We start from the raw sequence: 17,594 nt of genomic DNA on the forward strand, positions 1-17,594 counted from the left end.
ACGACCTGGCGAAGTCCAAGGCGCTACAAGACGCCCTCGTCTCTGAAAAAGACGCCCTCGCTTCCGAGAAAGACGCCGCCAGCCAGAGCGCCAACGACCTCCAGCAGAAGCTCACCGCCCAGGCTGAGGTCTTGCAGCAAGCCCACAACGCCCGCGATCAGCACGCTGCCCTGATCAAAAGCCTCCAAGACGACCTGGCGAAGTCCAAGGCGCTACAAGACGCCCTCGTCTCTGAAAAAGACGCCCTCGCTTCCGAGAAAGACGCCGCCAGCCAGAGCGCCAACGACCTCCAGCAGAAGCTCACCGCCCAGGCTGAAGCCCTCCATCGTCTCCGGCATCTGGCCCGGCCCTTGGCCGCAAGCCGCCCGTGATCCAATCAATCTGTCACGAGATCCTTGAGCTGTCAGAGCCAAGCCTTTCCGCCATGGCGTCGACTTCCAGCCTGATCTGAGCGAGCTGTGTGGCAAGTTGATCCCTTTCCTGCTGCAGCTCCTCCAGCTCCAGAAGTCGGGTCGCCAGTGGATCGCGCAGCCAGGCGTCCTTCCGCCCTTCTTGCCGGCAGAAGCCCCGTGCCACGAGCCAGGCGTCTAACGCCTCACCCCAGATCTCTGCGGCCCTGGGCCCCAGCAGCTCCACCCGCTCCAAACGAACCAGCCAGAGGCCTGCCCCCTGCAGCGCCCCAAGTGGATCACCTTGACGCACCAACAGCTGCAATGGCGTGGTGCTGCTCTGGGCTTGTGGCCAGCCCTCCAGCAGCGTGTCCAGCCGAGTGCCCACCATCCTCTGCTCCGCCAGCAGCTTCACATTGGGATAGTGGGACTGCCACCCATCCATTCCAAGGGGACCGTCCAGCCGGTGATCACTGAACCAGTGCCACAACACATCAGCTTCGGTCTCGGCAGCCAGAACGGCATGACGCCAGCTCAGCGGTTCCTGGCGGCGTTCCAGGGGCAAAGTCAAAGCCGACAGCCGCTCCCCATCCGCTTCGACCAGCAAGGTGGGCCCCGCAGGTAGCTGAGTGATCAGGCTTGGTGCCCCGATCACAATATTCAAGGGCGATTCAGGCACCAGGAGACAGGATGGGCTTGTCCAACTTAAGTTCCAGTCATTGTGGCCGACCTGCCGTGTTTCATTGGTATTCCCCTTTCCCCCTAGAACCAGCTCTCGAGGAGCACCTGAGCACAGGGGGACTGCGGCGGACGGCCGACGACGCTGGGGCTTCGGTGGACCTCCTCCTCTACGACACCCCTGACGCCGTCTTGAAGATCTGGCGCCAGCTGGACCAGCCAACCCCCGACAGCAAGGAACTGCTGGAGGGATACCGCAGCCTGGCCCGGAAGAGGGATGGCTCCCGGCTGATCAGCTCATGGCGCCTGCGCCAGCTCAAAGCGGATGAGTTACTAGCCTGGCTCCGTGGCGAGACCACTTGCCCCACTGTCCCCATGTCATTGCCAGAGGTGGACGCGCTTTTGGCCGTGGTGACGCGTTCGGTACTGGAGGTGGAACCCGATGCCTTGGAGGCCTATCTCGACCTCGAACTTCTGGCTGAACTTGCCGGTACCACTCCCGACAGCAACTACATCCATCGGCTCGACAACAGTGCCAGTGCCGAGGCCCTGCAAAGCCGCTGGTGCCAAACAGAACAGCAGACCATCAAGGTGAAGCACCTGGTAGAGGAGTTGGCTCAGCTCAATACAGAGTATGACGGGTTGGTCAAGAAGAAAGATGCCGCGCTCCAGGACGCCGACAACCTTAAACAACAGCTCCAAAGCCGCCTTCAGGAGCTGGAGGCTGCCAACCAAGCCATCAAGGAATCCAGGGAAGAAGCCGAGCTCACCCTCCTGCAGCTCCACCAAGTGCAGGAGGAGCACGAGAACTACTTCCTGCGCTCACGCGAACAAGATGACTTCACCGTCCAGCTCCAAACCAAAGTCGATGCCCTCGCCACCGAGAAAGACGCCGCCATCCACCGCGCCGAAGAACTTCAGCTGCAGGTCACCACCCAGGCTCAGGCCTTGCAGCAAGCCCACAACGCCCGTGATCAGCAGGCCGCCCAGCTCAAACGCCTCCAAGACGACCTGGCACAATCCAAGGCACAACACGACGCCGTCACCTCTGAAAAAGACGCTCTCGACACCGAGAAAGATGCCGCCATCCACCGCGCCGAAGAACTTCAGCAGGAGTGCACCGCCCAGGCTCAGGCCTTGCAGCAAGCCCACAACGCCCGTGATCAGCAGGCCGCCCAGCTCAAACGCCTCCAAGACGACCTGGCACAATCCAAGGCAAAACACCAGGCCCTGCAGGCTGCTCAAGCGAAGTGCTCCGACATCACCAATCAACTCCAACAGCGCAACCAGGAGCTCCTCACCCTGCAGCAACGTTATGACCAGCTGAGCATGGCCCAGAACGATCTCAGCGCCCAGGTCCAGTCCAAGGATCAGGCCCTCCAAGCCGCCTCAGCAAGCACTACTGACCTCGGAAATCAACTCCAACAACGCGGCGAGGAGCTGGAGACTGCCAACAAGAACCTAACGGAAGCCCAGCAAGAAGCCGAGCGTACTCTGCTGCAACTGCATCAGGTGCAGGAGGAACTCGAGCACTACTTCCTGCGCTCACGTGCAGGAGACGAGCTGAGCCATGCGCAGGCGCAGGAGAATTCCCGGGCCATGGGGCTGCTGGTCCGCATGATCCGTCTCCAGGCCAATGGTCTTCTTAACTACCCAGCTCGCTCCTCACCGGCTGACCTGGGCGCGTAGAATGCTACATACATACCAGTCTATCCATAGCGCCAAAGAGAATCCAGTTTCAGAAGGACTTTCAATTCCTGGGTTTCTTCGGCTATACACCAGCGAGGTTCAGTGTGAGGCTGCTCTTGAGAAAGACCGCTAGCCTCAAGACGACCATTACGGACCAATCGGCCTCTCATTGAGACACAAGCACAAAAACCAGGGCGGTCAAGGGCGCAGCAACGCAGCAACTTGCACACCCCCCCCTGGATAGGGACCCCTAATATTTGTAAATCTCAACAGAATCTAGGTGGAGATGATTTGGTTCTTGAAGCTGCAAGCGAACAAAGCGAGTGTTGTAGCCGGAGCAGAAAATCCGCAATGGGTTGCCATCTATGCCACCAAAATCTTTTGCTTGCTGACTCCCTTCGTAAACGCGGTGCCATCCTTCGCCGTCAATAGATATGTCAACACAGAGCGTGCGAGCCCTGGGTATACTGATATCTGGATACAGGCGGTTGAAAACAACTATCTCGTCAAAGTCAACAACGTCATTAAAGTCAATTAGCAAGAATGGCCTGTCCTCGTAGTCAGTATGGAACGAATAGGAGCCATTGCGCTCCCCGTTCACAGCCCGCTGAGCTTCGTCTGCCCCCACGCTCCACCACCTGCTCAGCGAGCTTTGGGTGCAGCGAGCAGTAATGGCTATGTTAAGACCCTCGATAACTGGTTCGATTTCTTGCATTGAATGTCTCACTATTTATGTACTATCGCATGGGAAGACCATTTAGTCAACCCTGCATAGCAGCCTTTATGTCTGTACAACGTGACGTTGGCGGGCCTGTCAGTATGGATGGTTTCGGCCGGCGGGTTGGCTACCCTCAATTCCCGAAATCCAAGTCGCACCAGCCGAGTAGAGAGCTCCGAGCAGCCTAATCAGCTTCCTCAAGGCCAGTCTGAGTACCTCAGACTGGTGGATGTCAAGCGACATCCAAAACTGGTCCGGGACCAAAAGCGGACTTGATTAGGCTGCTTGCTCCGCGAGCGGCAACTGAGTCCCAAACTGGTACGCCAGCACCAGTCAGATCATGGGACGCAACGGCATTCAGTGCCAGAAGGGGCTTTCCGTTACCAGAGATCCAGCAATGCTACGGAACGGAGGCCCAGTGATGAAGCCTTGGCACAGATCCGATGGCCCGATCTCTTCCGTTGCCCGCGCTGCGACGGGGCTGCCCATGGTGTGACAACGCTATCTCCGGCGTCTGGAGGCCATCTGCACGCAGGCCTGGCTCTCAACTCCGCAGACCAAGCAGGCGGAGCAACCGATCCCGCTTGCGCAGTGGGCCGCTTGTCTCTAGGGCCTGGCGCCCACGCAGCTGCTGAAATTCCTCCGCCCGGCAGACCTGGGCCTCCAGGCCGTCCAGAAACTGACGGAACTGCTCCAAGGCCTGCCAGCTCTGCTGCAACTCGCCGGGCGCATTCGCCACCTGCGCGGCATACGGCGACCCGGAAGCGGGATGCATCAGTGGAGCTGGAGACGGAATCACACCCAGTCCGGCCCCCGGCAGGCGGACCACACCAGCCCCCGGCAGCAGGATTTTCCCGCCCGCGTCAAAGCAGACCTGCACCTCCTGCCCGGCCCAGGCAGGAGGCAGCTGATGCAGCTCGATCTCAAAGCCACACTGCTCCGGGTAGCCCTGATCAGCCATCCCTGGTCGGTAGCGATCGCAGCGAAGCTTCACCGGTGGCTGACCCGCCGCGTGCAGCCACACCTCAATCGGCTGGCCAGACCTCTGGCCGCGACGGTAGGCCCAGCCGTGAAGGGCGTCGCCTTCAGGACTGAGCCCATCGAAATGGCCCACAGCGCCGCGCACCTCTGGGGCGAGCACCTGCTGCAGACGCTCCACCGTGCTGGCTGGCTGCGGCTGATAGGCCAGTTCCACGCTGGTGCCTCCATCGACAGAGAGCGCCAGCACACGCGGGGCCTCCGCAAAGGCCACCGCAGGAAGATCGCCGCAGATCTCCAACTGGAACCCAAAGGCGCCCTGGATCCCAAGCCTCTGGCAGGCATCCTGGCGTGGCTGATTGATCAGGGCCTGCGCCAGCAGATTGGGCCCCACCAACAAGCGCACCTCAGAAAGAGGTGCTGCTGAACAGTGGACCCAGCCAGCGATCAGGCCCGGTGTGATCGTATCGATGCCGCCGGCATGCTTGGGCTTGGAACGTCGACGGCGAAACAACGGAACTCCTCGTCTATCAGTGTGGAACCATTATCCCTTGGACGCGGCCGCCTCTGAGCTTGCCTGTGGCCACATCCTGAGGCTGCCGAAAACAGGCACCTCCAGCAGAGAATTCAAAACTATGCATCGGCGTGGTGTATAAACAATCCGCAAAGAAGAAATGGTTCACCTGGCTCCAGCGCGTGCGCTCACGGTTGTTCACCGGCAGCCCCCCATGCAGCAGATTGGCGTGCCAAATGAGCACCTCACCTTGGCGCGGCAGGTAAGTTTCGGGCTGCAAACCATGCTGCTGCAGCTCCTGTCGCCAGATCGGCTCGAACAGGCGCTGGGGGTGGGGTTCAGCCGCCACGTCCTCCGGACTCAATCCCTCCGTTTCGGCACTGCGGTAGGGCAGACGATGGCTGCCTGGATAATACACCAGTGGACCCGCATCGGCCTCAATATCTTCCAGAGCCATCCACACGCCACACATGAAACCATGGGGATAACTATGAAAATGCACGGCATCACTGTGGAAGTGCTGCTGGCTGCCCACCGGGAAGTTTAACGTTTGAAAGCAGAACGGGTCGCGTCCGTAGAGGTGGCGGAGCAGCTCCAACACCACCGCATGCAGCGCCAGCTCCCGAACAGCTTCGCACTTTTTCCAACTGTCTTGCAGACGCAGATCAACGGTCGTACCCTTTCTCCAACCATCCAGATCAAACTGGGGCTCCAGGGAAGCCCGAATCGCGCTGGCACGCTCGTGGAAGCTGTCATCCGCCAGATCCAGCAGGCAAAAGCCCTGCTCCGCCATCTGCAGAGCCTGCTGCCCATAGGGACCAAACGCCCCGGCGGCCACGCGGCCGGCCACATCAGGCCGATCAATCCAAGGCCTGCTGGCCAGATCCAGCCCCATCAGATCACCTCCTGCGCTGGCTGGAGCCGCCGCAACTGGGGGGCCGGACCATCCAAACGCAAACCAAAGTTCTCCTCACGAAGGCTGAGTTGGGGATGGTAATGGGGGTCTGCGTTGAGAATCACGCCCCAACGCTGCTGCATGACGTCCCTCTCCTTCTGCCACTGATGGAGAGCCTCTGGTGTGATCGGTGCACCCCGACTCTTCGACTCGTGGTGCACCAGGACAGCCTCGGCACAGTAAAGGTTTCGGTGGCCGGCGGTCATCGCCCGAAGACAGAGATCGAGATCGTTGTACGACACATGCAGCTGTTCGGCATCCAACCCCCCCAGCTGCTGAAACAACGCTCGACGGATCATCAGAACCGCACCGGTCACCGCACTGAGATTGTGACTGAGCTGGGCACGCAGCTGATGGCCAGGCTCCGAAGCCGATTGGTATTTGTGGCTATGGCCGGCAACACCACCAATGCCCAGAATCACGCCGGCATGCTGCAACGTTCCATCGGGATAGAGCAGCTGGGCCCCCACACAGCCGATCTCCCCCCGCAGGGCCTGGCCCGCCATCATCTCCAGCCAACCAGACGCCTGGGCCTCGATGTCATTGTTCAGCAGCAGCAACAACTCCCCTCGTGCCACCTCGGCGGCCGCATTGTTCAGTGCCGAATAGTTGAAGGGCCCAGGGCAGCGCAACACCCTCGCCCGGCCGCTGACCTCCAGCTCCGCCAGGAAGGCCAGTGTGGCTGGCTGCAGGCTGCCGTTATCCACCACCAGAAGCTCAAGCTCCAGGCGGCTTCCAGCCGTGGCCTGAAGGGAGTGGAGACAGGGCTCCAACAACTCCAGCCGGTCCCGGGTGGGCACAATCACACTCACGCTCACAGGGCGATCCGGCAGAGCCCACAACAGCCGATGGCCCCCACCCTCGCGAGCCTCCACCTCAACCTGGTATCCCAAACGCTGCAGGTGCCGCTGCACCAGCGCCGCCGTGGCCGTGCCCCCACGGCAGACAGGGCGATGGTGGCTCAGCACCTCGGGCCAATGCCAGATGTGCTCGGCCTGGCAGACCTGGGACAGCTCCAGCAGCAGGCCATAGGGGGTGGGTTCTTCACCGGCTGCAGCCAGCCGCTGCAGAGCCACCTCCAACCGGTCGGAACGCACCCAGAAACAGCGGCTGTAATGGGGGTCAGCCAGCAGCAGATCAGGATTCCAGGCTGGTTTCCACTGGGCACTGTGACGCACCCCCTGGGCTGAGAGGAGATCGCTGTCGGCATAGATCAGTTCAGCTCCAGGCGCCGCACACAGCAGCTGGCCAAGGCGTTCATTCGCATGGGGAGCCAGGCGATCTCCCTCATCCAGAACCACCCACCAGTCGGCTCGGCCGCTGCACTCCGGAGACCACAGCCGCAGACGAAGCTCAGCACCGGTCAGAGCCGTAGGCGGAGGCGTCAGTTCCAAGGCTCGCCGCTGGCAAGCCTCCACACGCTCCATCCAGGCGCTGTAGCCATGGGCATGCAAGGAGCGACGGGCGAGCAAGGCGTTGTAGTCGAACCAGAGACGCGCATGGCTCCGGTGGCGATTACTGCCGATCACCCGCCCATAGAGGTCGTGGCGGGTGCGGAGATGACGGGCCACCCGAAAGCGGGCCCTCGGCGAAAACAACGGCTGATAGCGCACCTGCACCCGCTCGAGATCCCCCTCAAGGTGCAAGAAACGAAGTTGCAAAGATTGGCTGCCACGACTGGAAATTCGCACCAAACGACGACGCTCCACACCATTGGTGGCCAAAAGAGGCTGCACAAAAGGCTCCTGCCCACGGCGAAGGTCGATCCGGTACCTGTGTTGGGGCCCCTGCAACAACAAACCAAGCCGGTACCAACCTGGCGATAAGGCGGTGTCACTGAGCCAGACAGGGGAATGCGACGATTCCGACCAGCGGCCATGCAACGGCTTCCAACGACTGAACACCAAGGCAAGTGTCTTGCGGCGCCACTGGCGTCCGGTGCTGAACGGAAGCCGGTGGAAGATCCGCCTACTCACGGTGGCTGTCTTGAACACCAAGCACAAACTTACCCAGGCTCAAGCTGACCAGGGCGAGGGCAGCAACCGTAAAGAAACCACGCAGCCGCCAATTGAACGCAGGAGAATCTGGCAAGAGCGGTGCCGACAAAATGGCCATGAATTTCTGTTGACGCTGGGTGTCCACACGGGCCTTTTCAGCAGAAACAAGTGCAGTTTTATACAAGTCCGCGGCAAAGTCGACTGCCGATTGGTACTGGAGCATGTCGGCCGCTTTTCGATTCAGATTTCGACCCGATCCCTGACGTGACACCAAGCCCTTACGCTCAGAATCAATCAATCGTTGCAATTCTGCAATCTGATCCTTGACAGCCAATAGATCCGGCTCGTCATCACTCTTGAATTGCTGTTGCAAGGTAAAGCGATGCAACTTCAGTTCAGCCAGCTTCATCTCAAGCCCTCCTACAGAGTTCGCCACAATCCCAGCCTCCACTTTGGGATCAATCACTTCCGTAGCGCTCTGAAAGGTAAGTAGTCGCTGCTTCGCTATGTTCAATTGCGATTGGGAACTGGCCAACTCCTTGCGGGCAAACTGCAGTTGCGCTTCACCGATCCTCTGGTTCAGGCGATTGACAAACTGCTCACTTTGCTTCAACAAGAACTGGTTGAGTTCGTAAGCCGCTTTGGGAGATAAGCCAACGGTCGTAAGAGTGATCACACCAGAGATCTCATCAAGCTGCACCTGCACCTGCTTCTGGAAGAACTTGAGCCGCTCTTGCCGATTGGCACCACTGGGCAAGCCCGCCATCAGATCAGGCGGGAGCTGGGCATAGGCAGCGTCGAAATCATAGGATTTGAGTAGATCCTCCAGAACCTGTGGAGACGTGAGATAGGTACGTAGGTAACGCGCATCCTCCAGGGAATTCTGGCTGGAACCCGCCAGCAAACCTGCAAGCCCACTGGTGGCACCGCCGCCCAGCGAAATATCTTCGGCTGAACGGCGTACGACATAGCTCGACTCCACTGCATATCGGTCACGCGCAATCGCAAAGAAGTAAATGCCCGCTAAAACCACCGGTACAAGTACCAACTGGAACAACGAACGCCGCTTTAACCAGCGCAGAGGATTAGGCCGCCGTAGCTGAGACCTCCAATCAGCTTGCGCCTGCTGGAAAACCTGAATCGAACTCTGCTTGGCTTGTTCAAGCTGCATGGGGAACTCCAGACTCTGGCGCCAATTCAGCAAGCAGGGTTTTGGTGTGGATATCTATGGCCTCTTTGACATTCGCATACTCAGTAATTCCTCCAGACTCCAGCAAGAAGGCCCGGTTACAATGGATCTGCAGGCCCCACAAATTATGGTCAACCATCAAGAAGTTGGAGGTTTTCTTTCGATCCAGCAAAAGGCGTTTGCTCTTTTCTCTGAACTTTTGGTCGCCAGCCGCCGTGATCTCATCGATGAGATAATAATCGAAGGGGAAGGCCATCGAAAGCCCAAAACTAAGGCGCGACTTCATGCCGGAGGAATAGGTTTTGAAGGGTCGATCAAAGTATATACCAAGCTCCGCAAAGTCTTCGACGAATTTGATGCGGTCGTCAATCTCACGCTTCTCTCCATAAATCATGCTCACGAACGTCACGTTCTCCCTGCCTGTTAGGCTTCCCTGGAAACCACCCTCGATACCCACGGGCCAAGAAATCGTGCCAGTACAGTCAATGGTTCCTCGATCAGGGATATCTATTCCTCCAAGCAGCTGAAGCAGGGTCGATTTCCCAGCCCCGTTGGCACCGATGACCGCGATCGACTCGTCGCCAGCAATCTCGAAGGTCAAATTGTCCAACACACGCTTGCGCTTGCCCTTGTAGAGGTAACTCTTGGTAAGCGAGCTAACACGTATCATTGGCCTAGCGGCGGATCAATACCTTCTCATTGTTAGTGTAGCACCAAAGGGCAAGACTCAGGTAAACCAGCGCGAATCCCGCCGGGTAGCCAAGGGTCACCTGGGAAGGAATCTGATAATCAACGCTCAAGGCCCTACGGGCCAGCTCAATGCACTGGAGAAGAGGGTTCCAAACAAGAAAGTCTCTGGCAAATTGAGGAATTTGGATCGGCGCATAGATAACACCTGAAGCAAAGTACAAAGCTCGATTCAGCCAAGAAAGCACCTGCTTCAGGTTAGGAAAATAATGGGAGCCCACCAAAGAAAGGAGGGAACTGGCAATGGCAAGTAACGTCATCAGCACAAAGGCCATGACCAAAAGGGGCAAATCTCGGAGCACCAAGCTGTAGAGATAAGCCCAGACAAGTCCAAAAACAACAATCGCTGCAGAGGCATAAAGCCCCAACTCTTCAATCGCCTTGGCTAGAATTGTGTCTATAGGCTTGACGCGACGGTAAAAAAACAGGGCCTTGTTGGCCTCCATCGTCGTCAGCCCATGCGAAGCCACCCTGGAATATAGGTTGAAAAGGATAACCCCGCAGGCAAGGAATAGAATGATATTGAGATTATTCACCATCGTTGCTGGGCTCGCAATCATGCGTAGCACTGTCCAAACAGCAATCTGACCGATCGGCTCCATCAGCACGGCAAGAAATCCACCCTGCACATCGCTGACGCGGCGCCTAAGCTCGCGATAAACGAGAGCATTCACCACACGCCACTGGATCTCAAACCCACTCAGTCGACGCAGCCGAGAATCTGAACCCTCCATGAAATCCCCTAGTTCACACCCAGCAACCGCAACAAAGAAGCGGCATTGATCACAGGACCCACGGGCTCGAGCGTGGCTCGCACCGCGTCATTTACAGCGGCCCTTCGGTTGCGGTTCACAACCACCACATCGCCCTCGCGCAGGGCAGGATTGTTGTCACTACCCAAGGGGTCCGAAGGACTGAAACGCACCTGCTTCTGGGTAACAGTCCCATTCGATTCGAGGCGAAAGAGTTGGAGGTTACCCACACTGGCCCGCTCTTTGACAAAACCACCAGCCGCCAGCACAGCGTTGCTGAGGTGACTGTTGGCCCGCACGCGAATGCTGCCAGGACGAACGACTTCACCCACGACGTTCACACCAATCGTATCGGGAGCAAAGGTCGATGAACCAATCTTGATCAGATCTTCGTAACTGAACTCATCGGCCGCCGTCACCATGACGACATCACCATCAAACAAGATTGGATTCTCAATCTGTTGACCATCTCGCAGCGCCTCCCAGAAGTTGACCCGCAGTTCTCGTTGCGGGCCAGGCCCCAGTTGGCGCTTGAGCACAACAGCTCGGAGATCTCCCCGTGCTGTGATGCCACCAGCCTTCTGAATCGCTTCGACCAGCGTGGGCCAACCACTGGACTGAATGGTGGTGGGCTGGGAAGAACCAGCGGTAGCGCCCGCACTTTCCAGCTGAAAACTGCCAGAACGATCCAGACTGTACAAACCTGGCCGCTGAACTTCACCGGTGACGGTGATGCGCATGGGTCGGGCATACACCAAATCCAGGGACACGCTGGGGCGGCGAAGGTAGCGCCCGTAGGCCTCACCGATGCGCTGTCGGGCCTGATCCAAGGTGAGTCCGGCCACAGGGACGCTGCCGATGCGAGGGAAACTCGCCGTGCCATCAGCGATCACCTCGGCAATCCCCTCATAGCCCGGAACCTTGAACACTGACATGCGGATGCGATCGCCAGGGCCAAGGCGATAGCGCAAATCGCGACTGAAACCGCTTGGAGCCTTTCCCGAAGGACCCATCGGTTGGGACGCTGCTCCCTGACCTAGGCCGAGCCCAGCACAAACACCAAGGATCATCAAAGTATGTGTTGCAAACGGGAGTTTATGTTTCATCGCTTAGGCCTAAATGAAGATAGTGTGAAGCGTGACAGCGGGCAGAATCAGCGAGTTGTTCACGCCATTGGGGCTGGCTCGACAGGCGATGAATAGCATCAAGCCACTCGTCGTATTGATCACCCAGCAAGAGCCCATCATCACCATGGTGTACCATGTTAGCATAGGGAGCCCGATTGCTGTATAGCCCAACGGCACCTAAGCGGACGGCATCAAAGAACTTCACCGCTGCGCGCGCACCATTGAACGTGTTGTCAAGGAGTGGGCATAGGAGCAGATCAAGATGCTGGCCGGCAGTGACTTCGCGATAGCGCTCCCAGGGAACGGGATGCTGCACCTGAACCCTCGGTAAGGGGCTGTATAACTTGCGAACCTTGTCATCGCCGTACAGCTCCACAAGCGTATGCGAATAGCGAGCCTGCACGTCCGCGATGAGCGGATACAACCAAAGCAATTCCTGCCGATGGGACGCCGTGCCGTGGTACCCGATAGTGAAGCTGCGGATCTGTTCCACCACCCTGGCCTGAGGGCGCAACGGGATCAGTTCAGGATTCAGGCTGGCATAGCGCTGGGCCAGGGATGGGGTGCTCACCCAAAGCTCCTGGCACCAATCAAGAATGGCGTGACGGCGATCCCAGGCCAGGCGACGCAATTTGGCCGCATACTTGCGCGGCAACACTTCAAATCCCGATCGGTCCATGAGGTCGTCATCCATCCAGTAGATGCAACGCAGGCCCTGCCGCCTGGCCTGCCTGAGCACCGCCCGCCAGCACCATCCGCTGGGCCAATACCGCACCAGCACGACAACCCGTGCCTTCATCAGCTGAGATCCCATGTCCGAAGGCGGACGACGGCGGGTATCCACCAAGAGTGCACGCCAATGCCGCTCCCGAAAAGCCGCATGCAAAAAATAGTCAAGGCTGGATTCCGCACCCTGATGGAGCACCAGTGCCGTCGTCACGCGCTCGCCCACACCAGGCTCACGTTGTGACCGCCAAAACCGAAGGCGTTCTTGAGAACCAGATGACGACGCTGCGGATCGAGCGGCTCGTTGCGATGCCTGGGGATCCGGAGCGCCAACTCAGGGTCGGGGGGATCGGCGTTCAGACTGCGTGGCACCACAGCCTTCTGCAGTGCCTTGAGCGTCAGGATGGACTCCACGGCTCCAGCGGCTCCCAGGAGATGGCCAAGGCCTGCTTTGGGAGCGGTGACCCAGACCTGATCCGTTGCCGTACCAAACACCCTATGAAGGGCGCGAGCCTCCGCCAGATCGCCCAGTGAGGTGCCGGTGGCATGGGCACTGATCATCGAAATCTCCTGCGGCTCCACCTCTGCAGTTCGCAGGGCCTTCTGCATGGCCCCAGCCGACTGCAGTCCATCGGGCTGAGGCATGGCCAGATGATGGGCATCACTGGTCATCCCAGAGCCAAGGAGCACCCCTTCAATCGTCGCCCGCCGCGCCAGGGCATCGCTGAGGCGCTCGAGGACGAGGACCCCGGCCCCTTCCCCAACAACAAAGCCGTCCCGATCGGCCGCAAAGGGCCGGCAGGCGCCCGACGGATCGTCGTGACGACAGGAGAGCGCACGCATTTCTGCAAATCCGCGCAAGGTGACGAGATGGATCGCCGCCTCCGTGCCGCCTACAACAACCACATCCGCCTGATCAGTTGCCAGCAGCATCTGTCCCCAGACAATCGCCTCAGCACCACTGGCACAGGCCGATACCGGGGCATGGGCACCGCCATGGGCACCCAACTCAATGGACACCTGAGCCGCGGCGGCATTGGGCATGGCCATGGCCACAGCCAGAGGATGAATGCGCCTGGCGCCGGCGGCATTGCGCTCATATTGTTGAATCAACGTGGATTGCCCACCAATGCCTGTGCCGATCACGACGGCCAGGCGTTCGCCAGGGACCCCAAGATTCCCCAGACCGCTCGCAGCCCAGGCCTGGCGGGCCGCCAGCAACGCCAGCTGACTGCAACGATCCAGGCGATTAACAAGGAAATCCCCAAGCTGTTCCCCCATATCACAAGAAACAGGTGCAACGATTCGGGCGGACAGCCCTGAGGCCCAAGGTTCAACAAGTTCGCTGCTAGCACTCAAACCCTGGAGATAAGACTCAGAAGCTGTATCAGGATTGTTTCCCAGCGGCGTAATACATCCCACACCGCTGACGGCTACGGCCGTAAAAGAGCTCATTCCACCTGTTCCTTTACAAAATCAACAATATCTCTAACGGTTGAAAGCTCCAGCAACTGATCGTCCTTAATCTCAATACCGAAACGATCTTCGGCATCCATGACGAGCTCATATGTCCCGAGAGAATCAATCCCAATGTCACCCACAAGTGAAGAATCAAGTTGAATGTCATCAATGTCGTGAGGCACAACTCTTCGCAGGATGATGACAATCTCTTCGACGATTTCTTCGTCACTCATCTCGCGAAGAAGGGCCTGATCAATTTTTTTGACGGTGGAGGACATTCAGTGCTACTTTAGCCTAGTCACCGTATCATACCACACTTGACAAACTTTGCTATAGGATATAGTACTGCAGCATCAAAGAGGAGCCATGCTCTCGCCAGGGGTTCCCCAACTCGCCAGCCAGAGGCTTGTTGATCGTCTGTTGCGGCGCAATGGCCTAAAAGCATCGGATCTGCCGTTCTTTTCGAGAGCAGATCAAGTCAACGCGCCGGGCCAGAGGCAGTTCTCATCTTATGACTATCTGGATCTCAAGACACATCCCCTGATCCTTGATGCCGCGTCAGAAGCCCTAAAGCAGTACGGATTGTCTACCTCGGCAAGTCGCCTCATGGCCGGTGAGCTGCCCCATCACGCAGGCCTCGAAACCCAGTTGGCGCAGGTTTACGGGCAAGAGTCGGCCTTGGTGTTCGTCAGTGGCCATGCAACGAACGTCAGCACAATCGCAGCCTTAGTAGAGCCTGGCGATTTAGTGATCGTAGACCAACTTTCTCACAACAGCATCCAGATGGGCGTCAGGCTCTCCGGTGCCCGTCGCCTCGTCTTTCCGCACAACGACCCGGTAGGTCTTGAACGCCTGCTCGTCAAGCACCGCCATCAGTATCGCCGCTGCCTGATCGTCACGGAAGGTCATTTCAGTATGGATGGCGACAGTCCCGACCTCAACAGCCTGCTCACGCTGCGAGATGAGCATCGAGCCTGGCTGATGGTGGACGAAGCGCATGGGCTCGGGGTGCTGGGTGCTGGTGGTCTTGGCAGTCATCAGCAGCAGGGAATTGACCCCAGCAAGGTGGACATCTGGATGGGAACGCTCAGCAAAAGCCTCGCCTCTACTGGCGGCTTCATCGCTGCCAAGCAGGACGTGATCCAACACCTCAGACTCCACGCCAGCGGCTTCAGTTTCAGTGTGGGACTGAATGCACCCTGCTGTGCCGCGGCGACTGCCGCTTTGACTGTCATGCGCAACGAGCCAGAACGGGTAGCCTCTCTTCAGGCCAACGGGAGGTACCTGATCCATACCGCGCAGGAGGCAGGCCTCGATGTGGGCCAGAGTCTCGGTATGGGCATTGTTCCCATCATGTTGAACGATCTTCGTCACACGTTCCTTGCCGCCAACCATCTGCTGGCCCAGGGCTGGGGGGTTTACCCGATCGCTCCTCCCACCGTTCCCAGCAATCGCTGCCGACTACGTCTGTTCGTACGCTCCGATCACACCAAAGAAAGCATCACCAACCTGGTGAATGACCTCAGCAGTGCCATTCACCATACAAAAACCAATGCGGGTCGTTAAGGTCCGTACTACTCTGGATCATCACCGGTTCAGGGCAGGGCTTGGCATCGGGCTTGAACCCGAACATTATCCCGATTGGTTTGACCGTTTCGATGAAGTCTTGCGAAGCTCAAGCTGGTTTCATCCCTATCTGAAGCGCACACCCCACCGGCGCTGGATTCTCAGGAGCCAAGGCAAAACCATTGGCAGGATCATGGCCATGCATCCTAAAGATGGTCCGTCCCGTTTCGGCTTCTATAATTGCATTGACAGCCCAGAGGCCGCTCACGCGCTCACCCATGCCGCCGAAACATGGACACGCTGCGGAGGCTCTGAACTTCTGATCGGTCCCTTTAATCCATCCATCCATGACGAATGTGGTCTACTAGAATACAGGAGTTGCTCGAATCTGTACGGCTATCCGCAGACTCCTCAACACTACATCCGCAACCTTGAGGCCTGCGGTTTTAACTGTGCCAAGCGATTGCTGACGTTCCTTCAAGCCGATGAACGCAATGCCTTGCGACTCCAACTGCGGATGGGCCCGCTACTCAAAGTCATGCCTCAGCAAGGGCTTCAACTAGAAGTAGCCAAGTGGTCAACTCTTGATCGCAATTGTGAATGGGTTGAAACCCTCATCAACCAATGCTGGAGCAACAATTGGGGTTTCGAACCGATCAGCAGAGCTGAGGCCAGAAACTTGGTCCTCAAGGTTCTTACGATGCTGCCCAAGGGAGTACTTTCCTTCATCTCTCTTCACGGTCGTCCCGTTGCCATTTGCCTAGGCATCCCCAACGCCAAGGAAATCGCCTCCAACCTCAACCCCAAGCTTGGGATCCTCAACTTGCCCATGTTGTTACTGAGATTACGGCGTTGTCAGTGCGAACATGGGCGGATCGCTCTTTTAGGCGTCATCCCTGAGCTTCAGGGATCCCAAGTTTCCTTGATAGCGTCCATCGCCATGCTCAGTCACTTGATCAATACGGGATTGGCCTTCGGCAGCTCTTCGGCCAGCATGGGCTGGATTCTCGAAGACAACCAAGCGATGATTCGCTTCCTGAAGCTCTACGGAGGTGAGCAGGTGATGTCTCATTTGATCATGGCCAAAAGCCTCGATAGGCCCGGCTAGAAGCAAGGATCCAGCGCAAGGCAGGCTTGGGTAAACGTTGCCCGATCCAAAGCAGCAGAGCCATCCGACGGGGAAACACAATGCGTTTGCGCCCAGCCCGCAAACCCCGCAGGATTCGTTGTGCAGCTTGTTCAGCCGTGCATTCCAATGGCCGAGGGCCTGGATAGTCCGTGGCCATGGCCGTGGCCACGAAACCTGGAAACACCTGGCTGAAAATGACCTCCGCACCTGGTTCAGAGCGGCAGGCATAGAAGTCGTCAAGGGCTTCCACCAGGGTGTGCTGAGCCGCCTTGGCCACGCAGTAACCTGGTGCCTCTCCGAGCGGCAGAAAGGCATTCAGAGAACTCACGACCACGCAATGAAGATGCGGTCGCTGTTTCACGGGCAGGCTCAGTCCAGCCTGGAGCAATGAGAGCGTACACGTGAGGTTGTGATCAATCTGTTCCCGAAGTTGCTCCCAATCGGGGCCCAGGTCGGTTGGCGTGTCCTCCAAGGCCACCACACCGGCATTGGCGATCAGAAGATGCACGCCTCCGCTGCTCGCAAAAGCCTCGACGGTATCCGCCACAGTCTCACGATGCCGCAAGTCAAGGGCCCTCCAGTAGACCTCCGCTCCTTTCCCAACGCAACGCTCGGCGACCTGGCGCAAATCGTCCCCATGCCGAGCCAACAGCATCAGAGCAACGCCAGGCTCCGCCAAGGCCTCAGCCAACGCAGCACCGATGCCTCGGCTTGCTCCCGAAATCACCACCCTCTGGGCCATCAACCTGAAGCCCCCTTCCGCACCAACGCCTAACTTTGCATGACCTGGACCACCCTGATGGGTAATTCCCTGGCTCCCCTGTTCGGACTTGAGCAGCCTACGTGGTTCCACAGGCTGGGGGGTTGGCAGCCTTTGAGCCGTTGCAACTGGTGCCAGCCACCGCAGGGTCTCTCTCCACTCCTTCCAAGCCAGGAGAAACGTTTGGAGGGGCTACTCAGTTACTGGCGGCACTGGGGA

General features: G+C 58.4%; 17 protein-coding genes. 4 read left to right on the plus strand and 13 right to left on the minus strand.

Annotated features, from left to right (window positions below; translation table 11 throughout):
• The coding region (locus KBY95_RS12335) for a DUF4407 domain-containing protein (protein WP_254965334.1) at window positions 1-371 on the plus strand (371 nt) is incomplete at its 5' end.
• Window positions 372-384: 13 nt separating this feature from the next.
• On the opposite strand, the gene KBY95_RS12340 is transcribed toward KBY95_RS12335, so the two are convergent.
• Window positions 385-996 (minus strand): hypothetical protein, encoded by a 612-nt coding sequence (locus tag KBY95_RS12340; protein ID WP_254965336.1) that lies wholly within the window; start codon window positions 994-996, stop codon window positions 385-387.
• 227 nt (window positions 997-1,223) lie between these two features.
• On the opposite strand from KBY95_RS12340, the gene KBY95_RS12345 reads away from it, so the two are divergent.
• Window positions 1,224-2,756, plus strand: a complete 1,533-nt coding sequence (locus KBY95_RS12345) for a hypothetical protein (RefSeq protein WP_254965337.1) — start codon at window positions 1,224-1,226, stop codon at window positions 2,754-2,756.
• A 250-nt stretch (window positions 2,757-3,006) separates the two neighbouring features.
• On the opposite strand, the gene KBY95_RS12350 is transcribed toward KBY95_RS12345, so the two are convergent.
• The 11 genes from KBY95_RS12350 to KBY95_RS12400 all read right to left on the minus strand — a co-directional run bounded on the left by KBY95_RS12350 (window position 3,007) and on the right by KBY95_RS12400 (window position 14,198).
• The gene (locus KBY95_RS12350) at window positions 3,007-3,471 is read right to left on the minus strand and encodes a discoidin domain-containing protein (RefSeq protein WP_254965338.1); all 465 of its coding nucleotides are present in this window, start codon (window positions 3,469-3,471) and stop codon (window positions 3,007-3,009) included.
• 547 nt (window positions 3,472-4,018) lie between these two features.
• The gene (locus KBY95_RS12355) at window positions 4,019-4,846 is read right to left on the minus strand and encodes a hypothetical protein (protein WP_254965339.1); all 828 of its coding nucleotides are present in this window, start codon (window positions 4,844-4,846) and stop codon (window positions 4,019-4,021) included.
• Between the two features lie 136 nt (window positions 4,847-4,982).
• Window positions 4,983-5,861 carry a phytanoyl-CoA dioxygenase family protein gene (locus KBY95_RS12360; RefSeq protein ID WP_254965340.1) on the minus strand — a complete coding sequence of 293 codons (879 nt, stop codon included), beginning with the start codon at window positions 5,859-5,861 and terminating at the stop codon, window positions 4,983-4,985.
• The gene (locus KBY95_RS12365; protein WP_254965342.1) at window positions 5,861-7,567 is read right to left on the minus strand and encodes a glycosyltransferase family 2 protein; all 1,707 of its coding nucleotides are present in this window, start codon (window positions 7,565-7,567) and stop codon (window positions 5,861-5,863) included. The genes KBY95_RS12360 and KBY95_RS12365 overlap by 1 nt, the downstream gene beginning before the upstream one ends.
• 322 nt (window positions 7,568-7,889) lie before the next feature.
• Complete coding sequence (locus KBY95_RS12370) at window positions 7,890-9,089, minus strand: hypothetical protein (RefSeq protein WP_254965343.1); 1,200 nt, start codon at window positions 9,087-9,089, stop codon at window positions 7,890-7,892.
• Window positions 9,079-9,708, minus strand: coding sequence for an ABC transporter ATP-binding protein (locus KBY95_RS12375; protein ID WP_254965344.1), 630 nt, complete (start codon window positions 9,706-9,708; stop codon window positions 9,079-9,081). The genes KBY95_RS12370 and KBY95_RS12375 overlap by 11 nt, the downstream gene beginning before the upstream one ends.
• A 73-nt stretch (window positions 9,709-9,781) precedes the next feature.
• On the minus strand, window positions 9,782-10,588 hold the full coding sequence (locus KBY95_RS12380; protein WP_254965345.1) for an ABC transporter permease: 807 nt from the start codon (window positions 10,586-10,588) through the stop codon (window positions 9,782-9,784).
• A gap of 8 nt (window positions 10,589-10,596) precedes the next feature.
• On the minus strand, window positions 10,597-11,712 hold the full coding sequence (locus KBY95_RS12385) for an SLBB domain-containing protein (protein WP_315858919.1): 1,116 nt from the start codon (window positions 11,710-11,712) through the stop codon (window positions 10,597-10,599).
• Window positions 11,702-12,673, minus strand: a complete 972-nt coding sequence (locus KBY95_RS12390) for a hypothetical protein (RefSeq protein ID WP_254965347.1) — start codon at window positions 12,671-12,673, stop codon at window positions 11,702-11,704. Before KBY95_RS12390 ends, KBY95_RS12385 begins: the two co-directional genes overlap by 11 nt.
• Window positions 12,670-13,914 (minus strand): beta-ketoacyl synthase, encoded by a 1,245-nt coding sequence (locus tag KBY95_RS12395; RefSeq protein WP_254965349.1) that lies wholly within the window; start codon window positions 13,912-13,914, stop codon window positions 12,670-12,672. Before KBY95_RS12395 ends, KBY95_RS12390 begins: the two co-directional genes overlap by 4 nt.
• A complete protein-coding gene (locus KBY95_RS12400) occupies window positions 13,911-14,198 on the minus strand; it encodes an acyl carrier protein (protein ID WP_254965350.1) in 288 nt (95 codons plus the stop codon). The genes KBY95_RS12395 and KBY95_RS12400 overlap by 4 nt, the downstream gene beginning before the upstream one ends.
• Window positions 14,199-14,286: 88 nt before the next feature.
• Here KBY95_RS12400 and KBY95_RS12405 point away from each other — a divergent pair, with 88 nt between their 5' ends.
• Together KBY95_RS12405 and KBY95_RS12410 are read left to right on the plus strand one after the other, a co-directional pair.
• Window positions 14,287-15,486, plus strand: coding sequence for an aminotransferase class I/II-fold pyridoxal phosphate-dependent enzyme (locus KBY95_RS12405; protein WP_254965351.1), 1,200 nt, complete (start codon window positions 14,287-14,289; stop codon window positions 15,484-15,486).
• Window positions 15,473-16,594, plus strand: coding sequence for a hypothetical protein (locus KBY95_RS12410; RefSeq protein WP_254965352.1), 1,122 nt, complete (start codon window positions 15,473-15,475; stop codon window positions 16,592-16,594). Before KBY95_RS12405 ends, KBY95_RS12410 begins: the two co-directional genes overlap by 14 nt.
• Here the strand turns inward: KBY95_RS12410 and KBY95_RS12415 are convergent.
• The gene (locus tag KBY95_RS12415) at window positions 16,563-17,357 is read right to left on the minus strand and encodes an SDR family oxidoreductase (RefSeq protein WP_254965354.1); all 795 of its coding nucleotides are present in this window, start codon (window positions 17,355-17,357) and stop codon (window positions 16,563-16,565) included. The genes KBY95_RS12410 and KBY95_RS12415 overlap by 32 nt on opposite strands.
• Window positions 17,358-17,594: the final 237 nt, after the last annotated feature.

Origin of the sequence: Cyanobium sp. Aljojuca 7A6, assembly GCF_024346455.1 — a bacterium.
In the GTDB taxonomy this organism is placed as follows: Bacteria; Cyanobacteriota; Cyanobacteriia; order PCC-6307; family Cyanobiaceae; genus Cyanobium.

Coding starts and splice junctions, on each gene's coding strand:
- KBY95_RS12400 (WP_254965350.1), bottom strand. CDS start 14,198: ATGTCCTCCACCGTCAAAAAAATTGATCAGGCCCTTCTTCGCGAGATG.
- KBY95_RS12360 (WP_254965340.1), bottom strand. CDS start 5,861: ATGGGGCTGGATCTGGCCAGCAGGCCTTGGATTGATCGGCCTGATGTG.
- KBY95_RS12410 (WP_254965352.1), top strand. CDS start 15,473: ATGCGGGTCGTTAAGGTCCGTACTACTCTGGATCATCACCGGTTCAGG.
- KBY95_RS12405 (WP_254965351.1), top strand. CDS start 14,287: ATGCTCTCGCCAGGGGTTCCCCAACTCGCCAGCCAGAGGCTTGTTGAT.
- KBY95_RS12380 (WP_254965345.1), bottom strand. CDS start 10,588: ATGGAGGGTTCAGATTCTCGGCTGCGTCGACTGAGTGGGTTTGAGATC.
- KBY95_RS12385 (WP_315858919.1), bottom strand. CDS start 11,712: ATGAAACATAAACTCCCGTTTGCAACACATACTTTGATGATCCTTGGT.
- KBY95_RS12415 (WP_254965354.1), bottom strand. CDS start 17,357: ATGGCCCAGAGGGTGGTGATTTCGGGAGCAAGCCGAGGCATCGGTGCT.
- KBY95_RS12370 (WP_254965343.1), bottom strand. CDS start 9,089: ATGCAGCTTGAACAAGCCAAGCAGAGTTCGATTCAGGTTTTCCAGCAG.
- KBY95_RS12350 (WP_254965338.1), bottom strand. CDS start 3,471: ATGCAAGAAATCGAACCAGTTATCGAGGGTCTTAACATAGCCATTACT.
- KBY95_RS12395 (WP_254965349.1), bottom strand. CDS start 13,914: ATGAGCTCTTTTACGGCCGTAGCCGTCAGCGGTGTGGGATGTATTACG.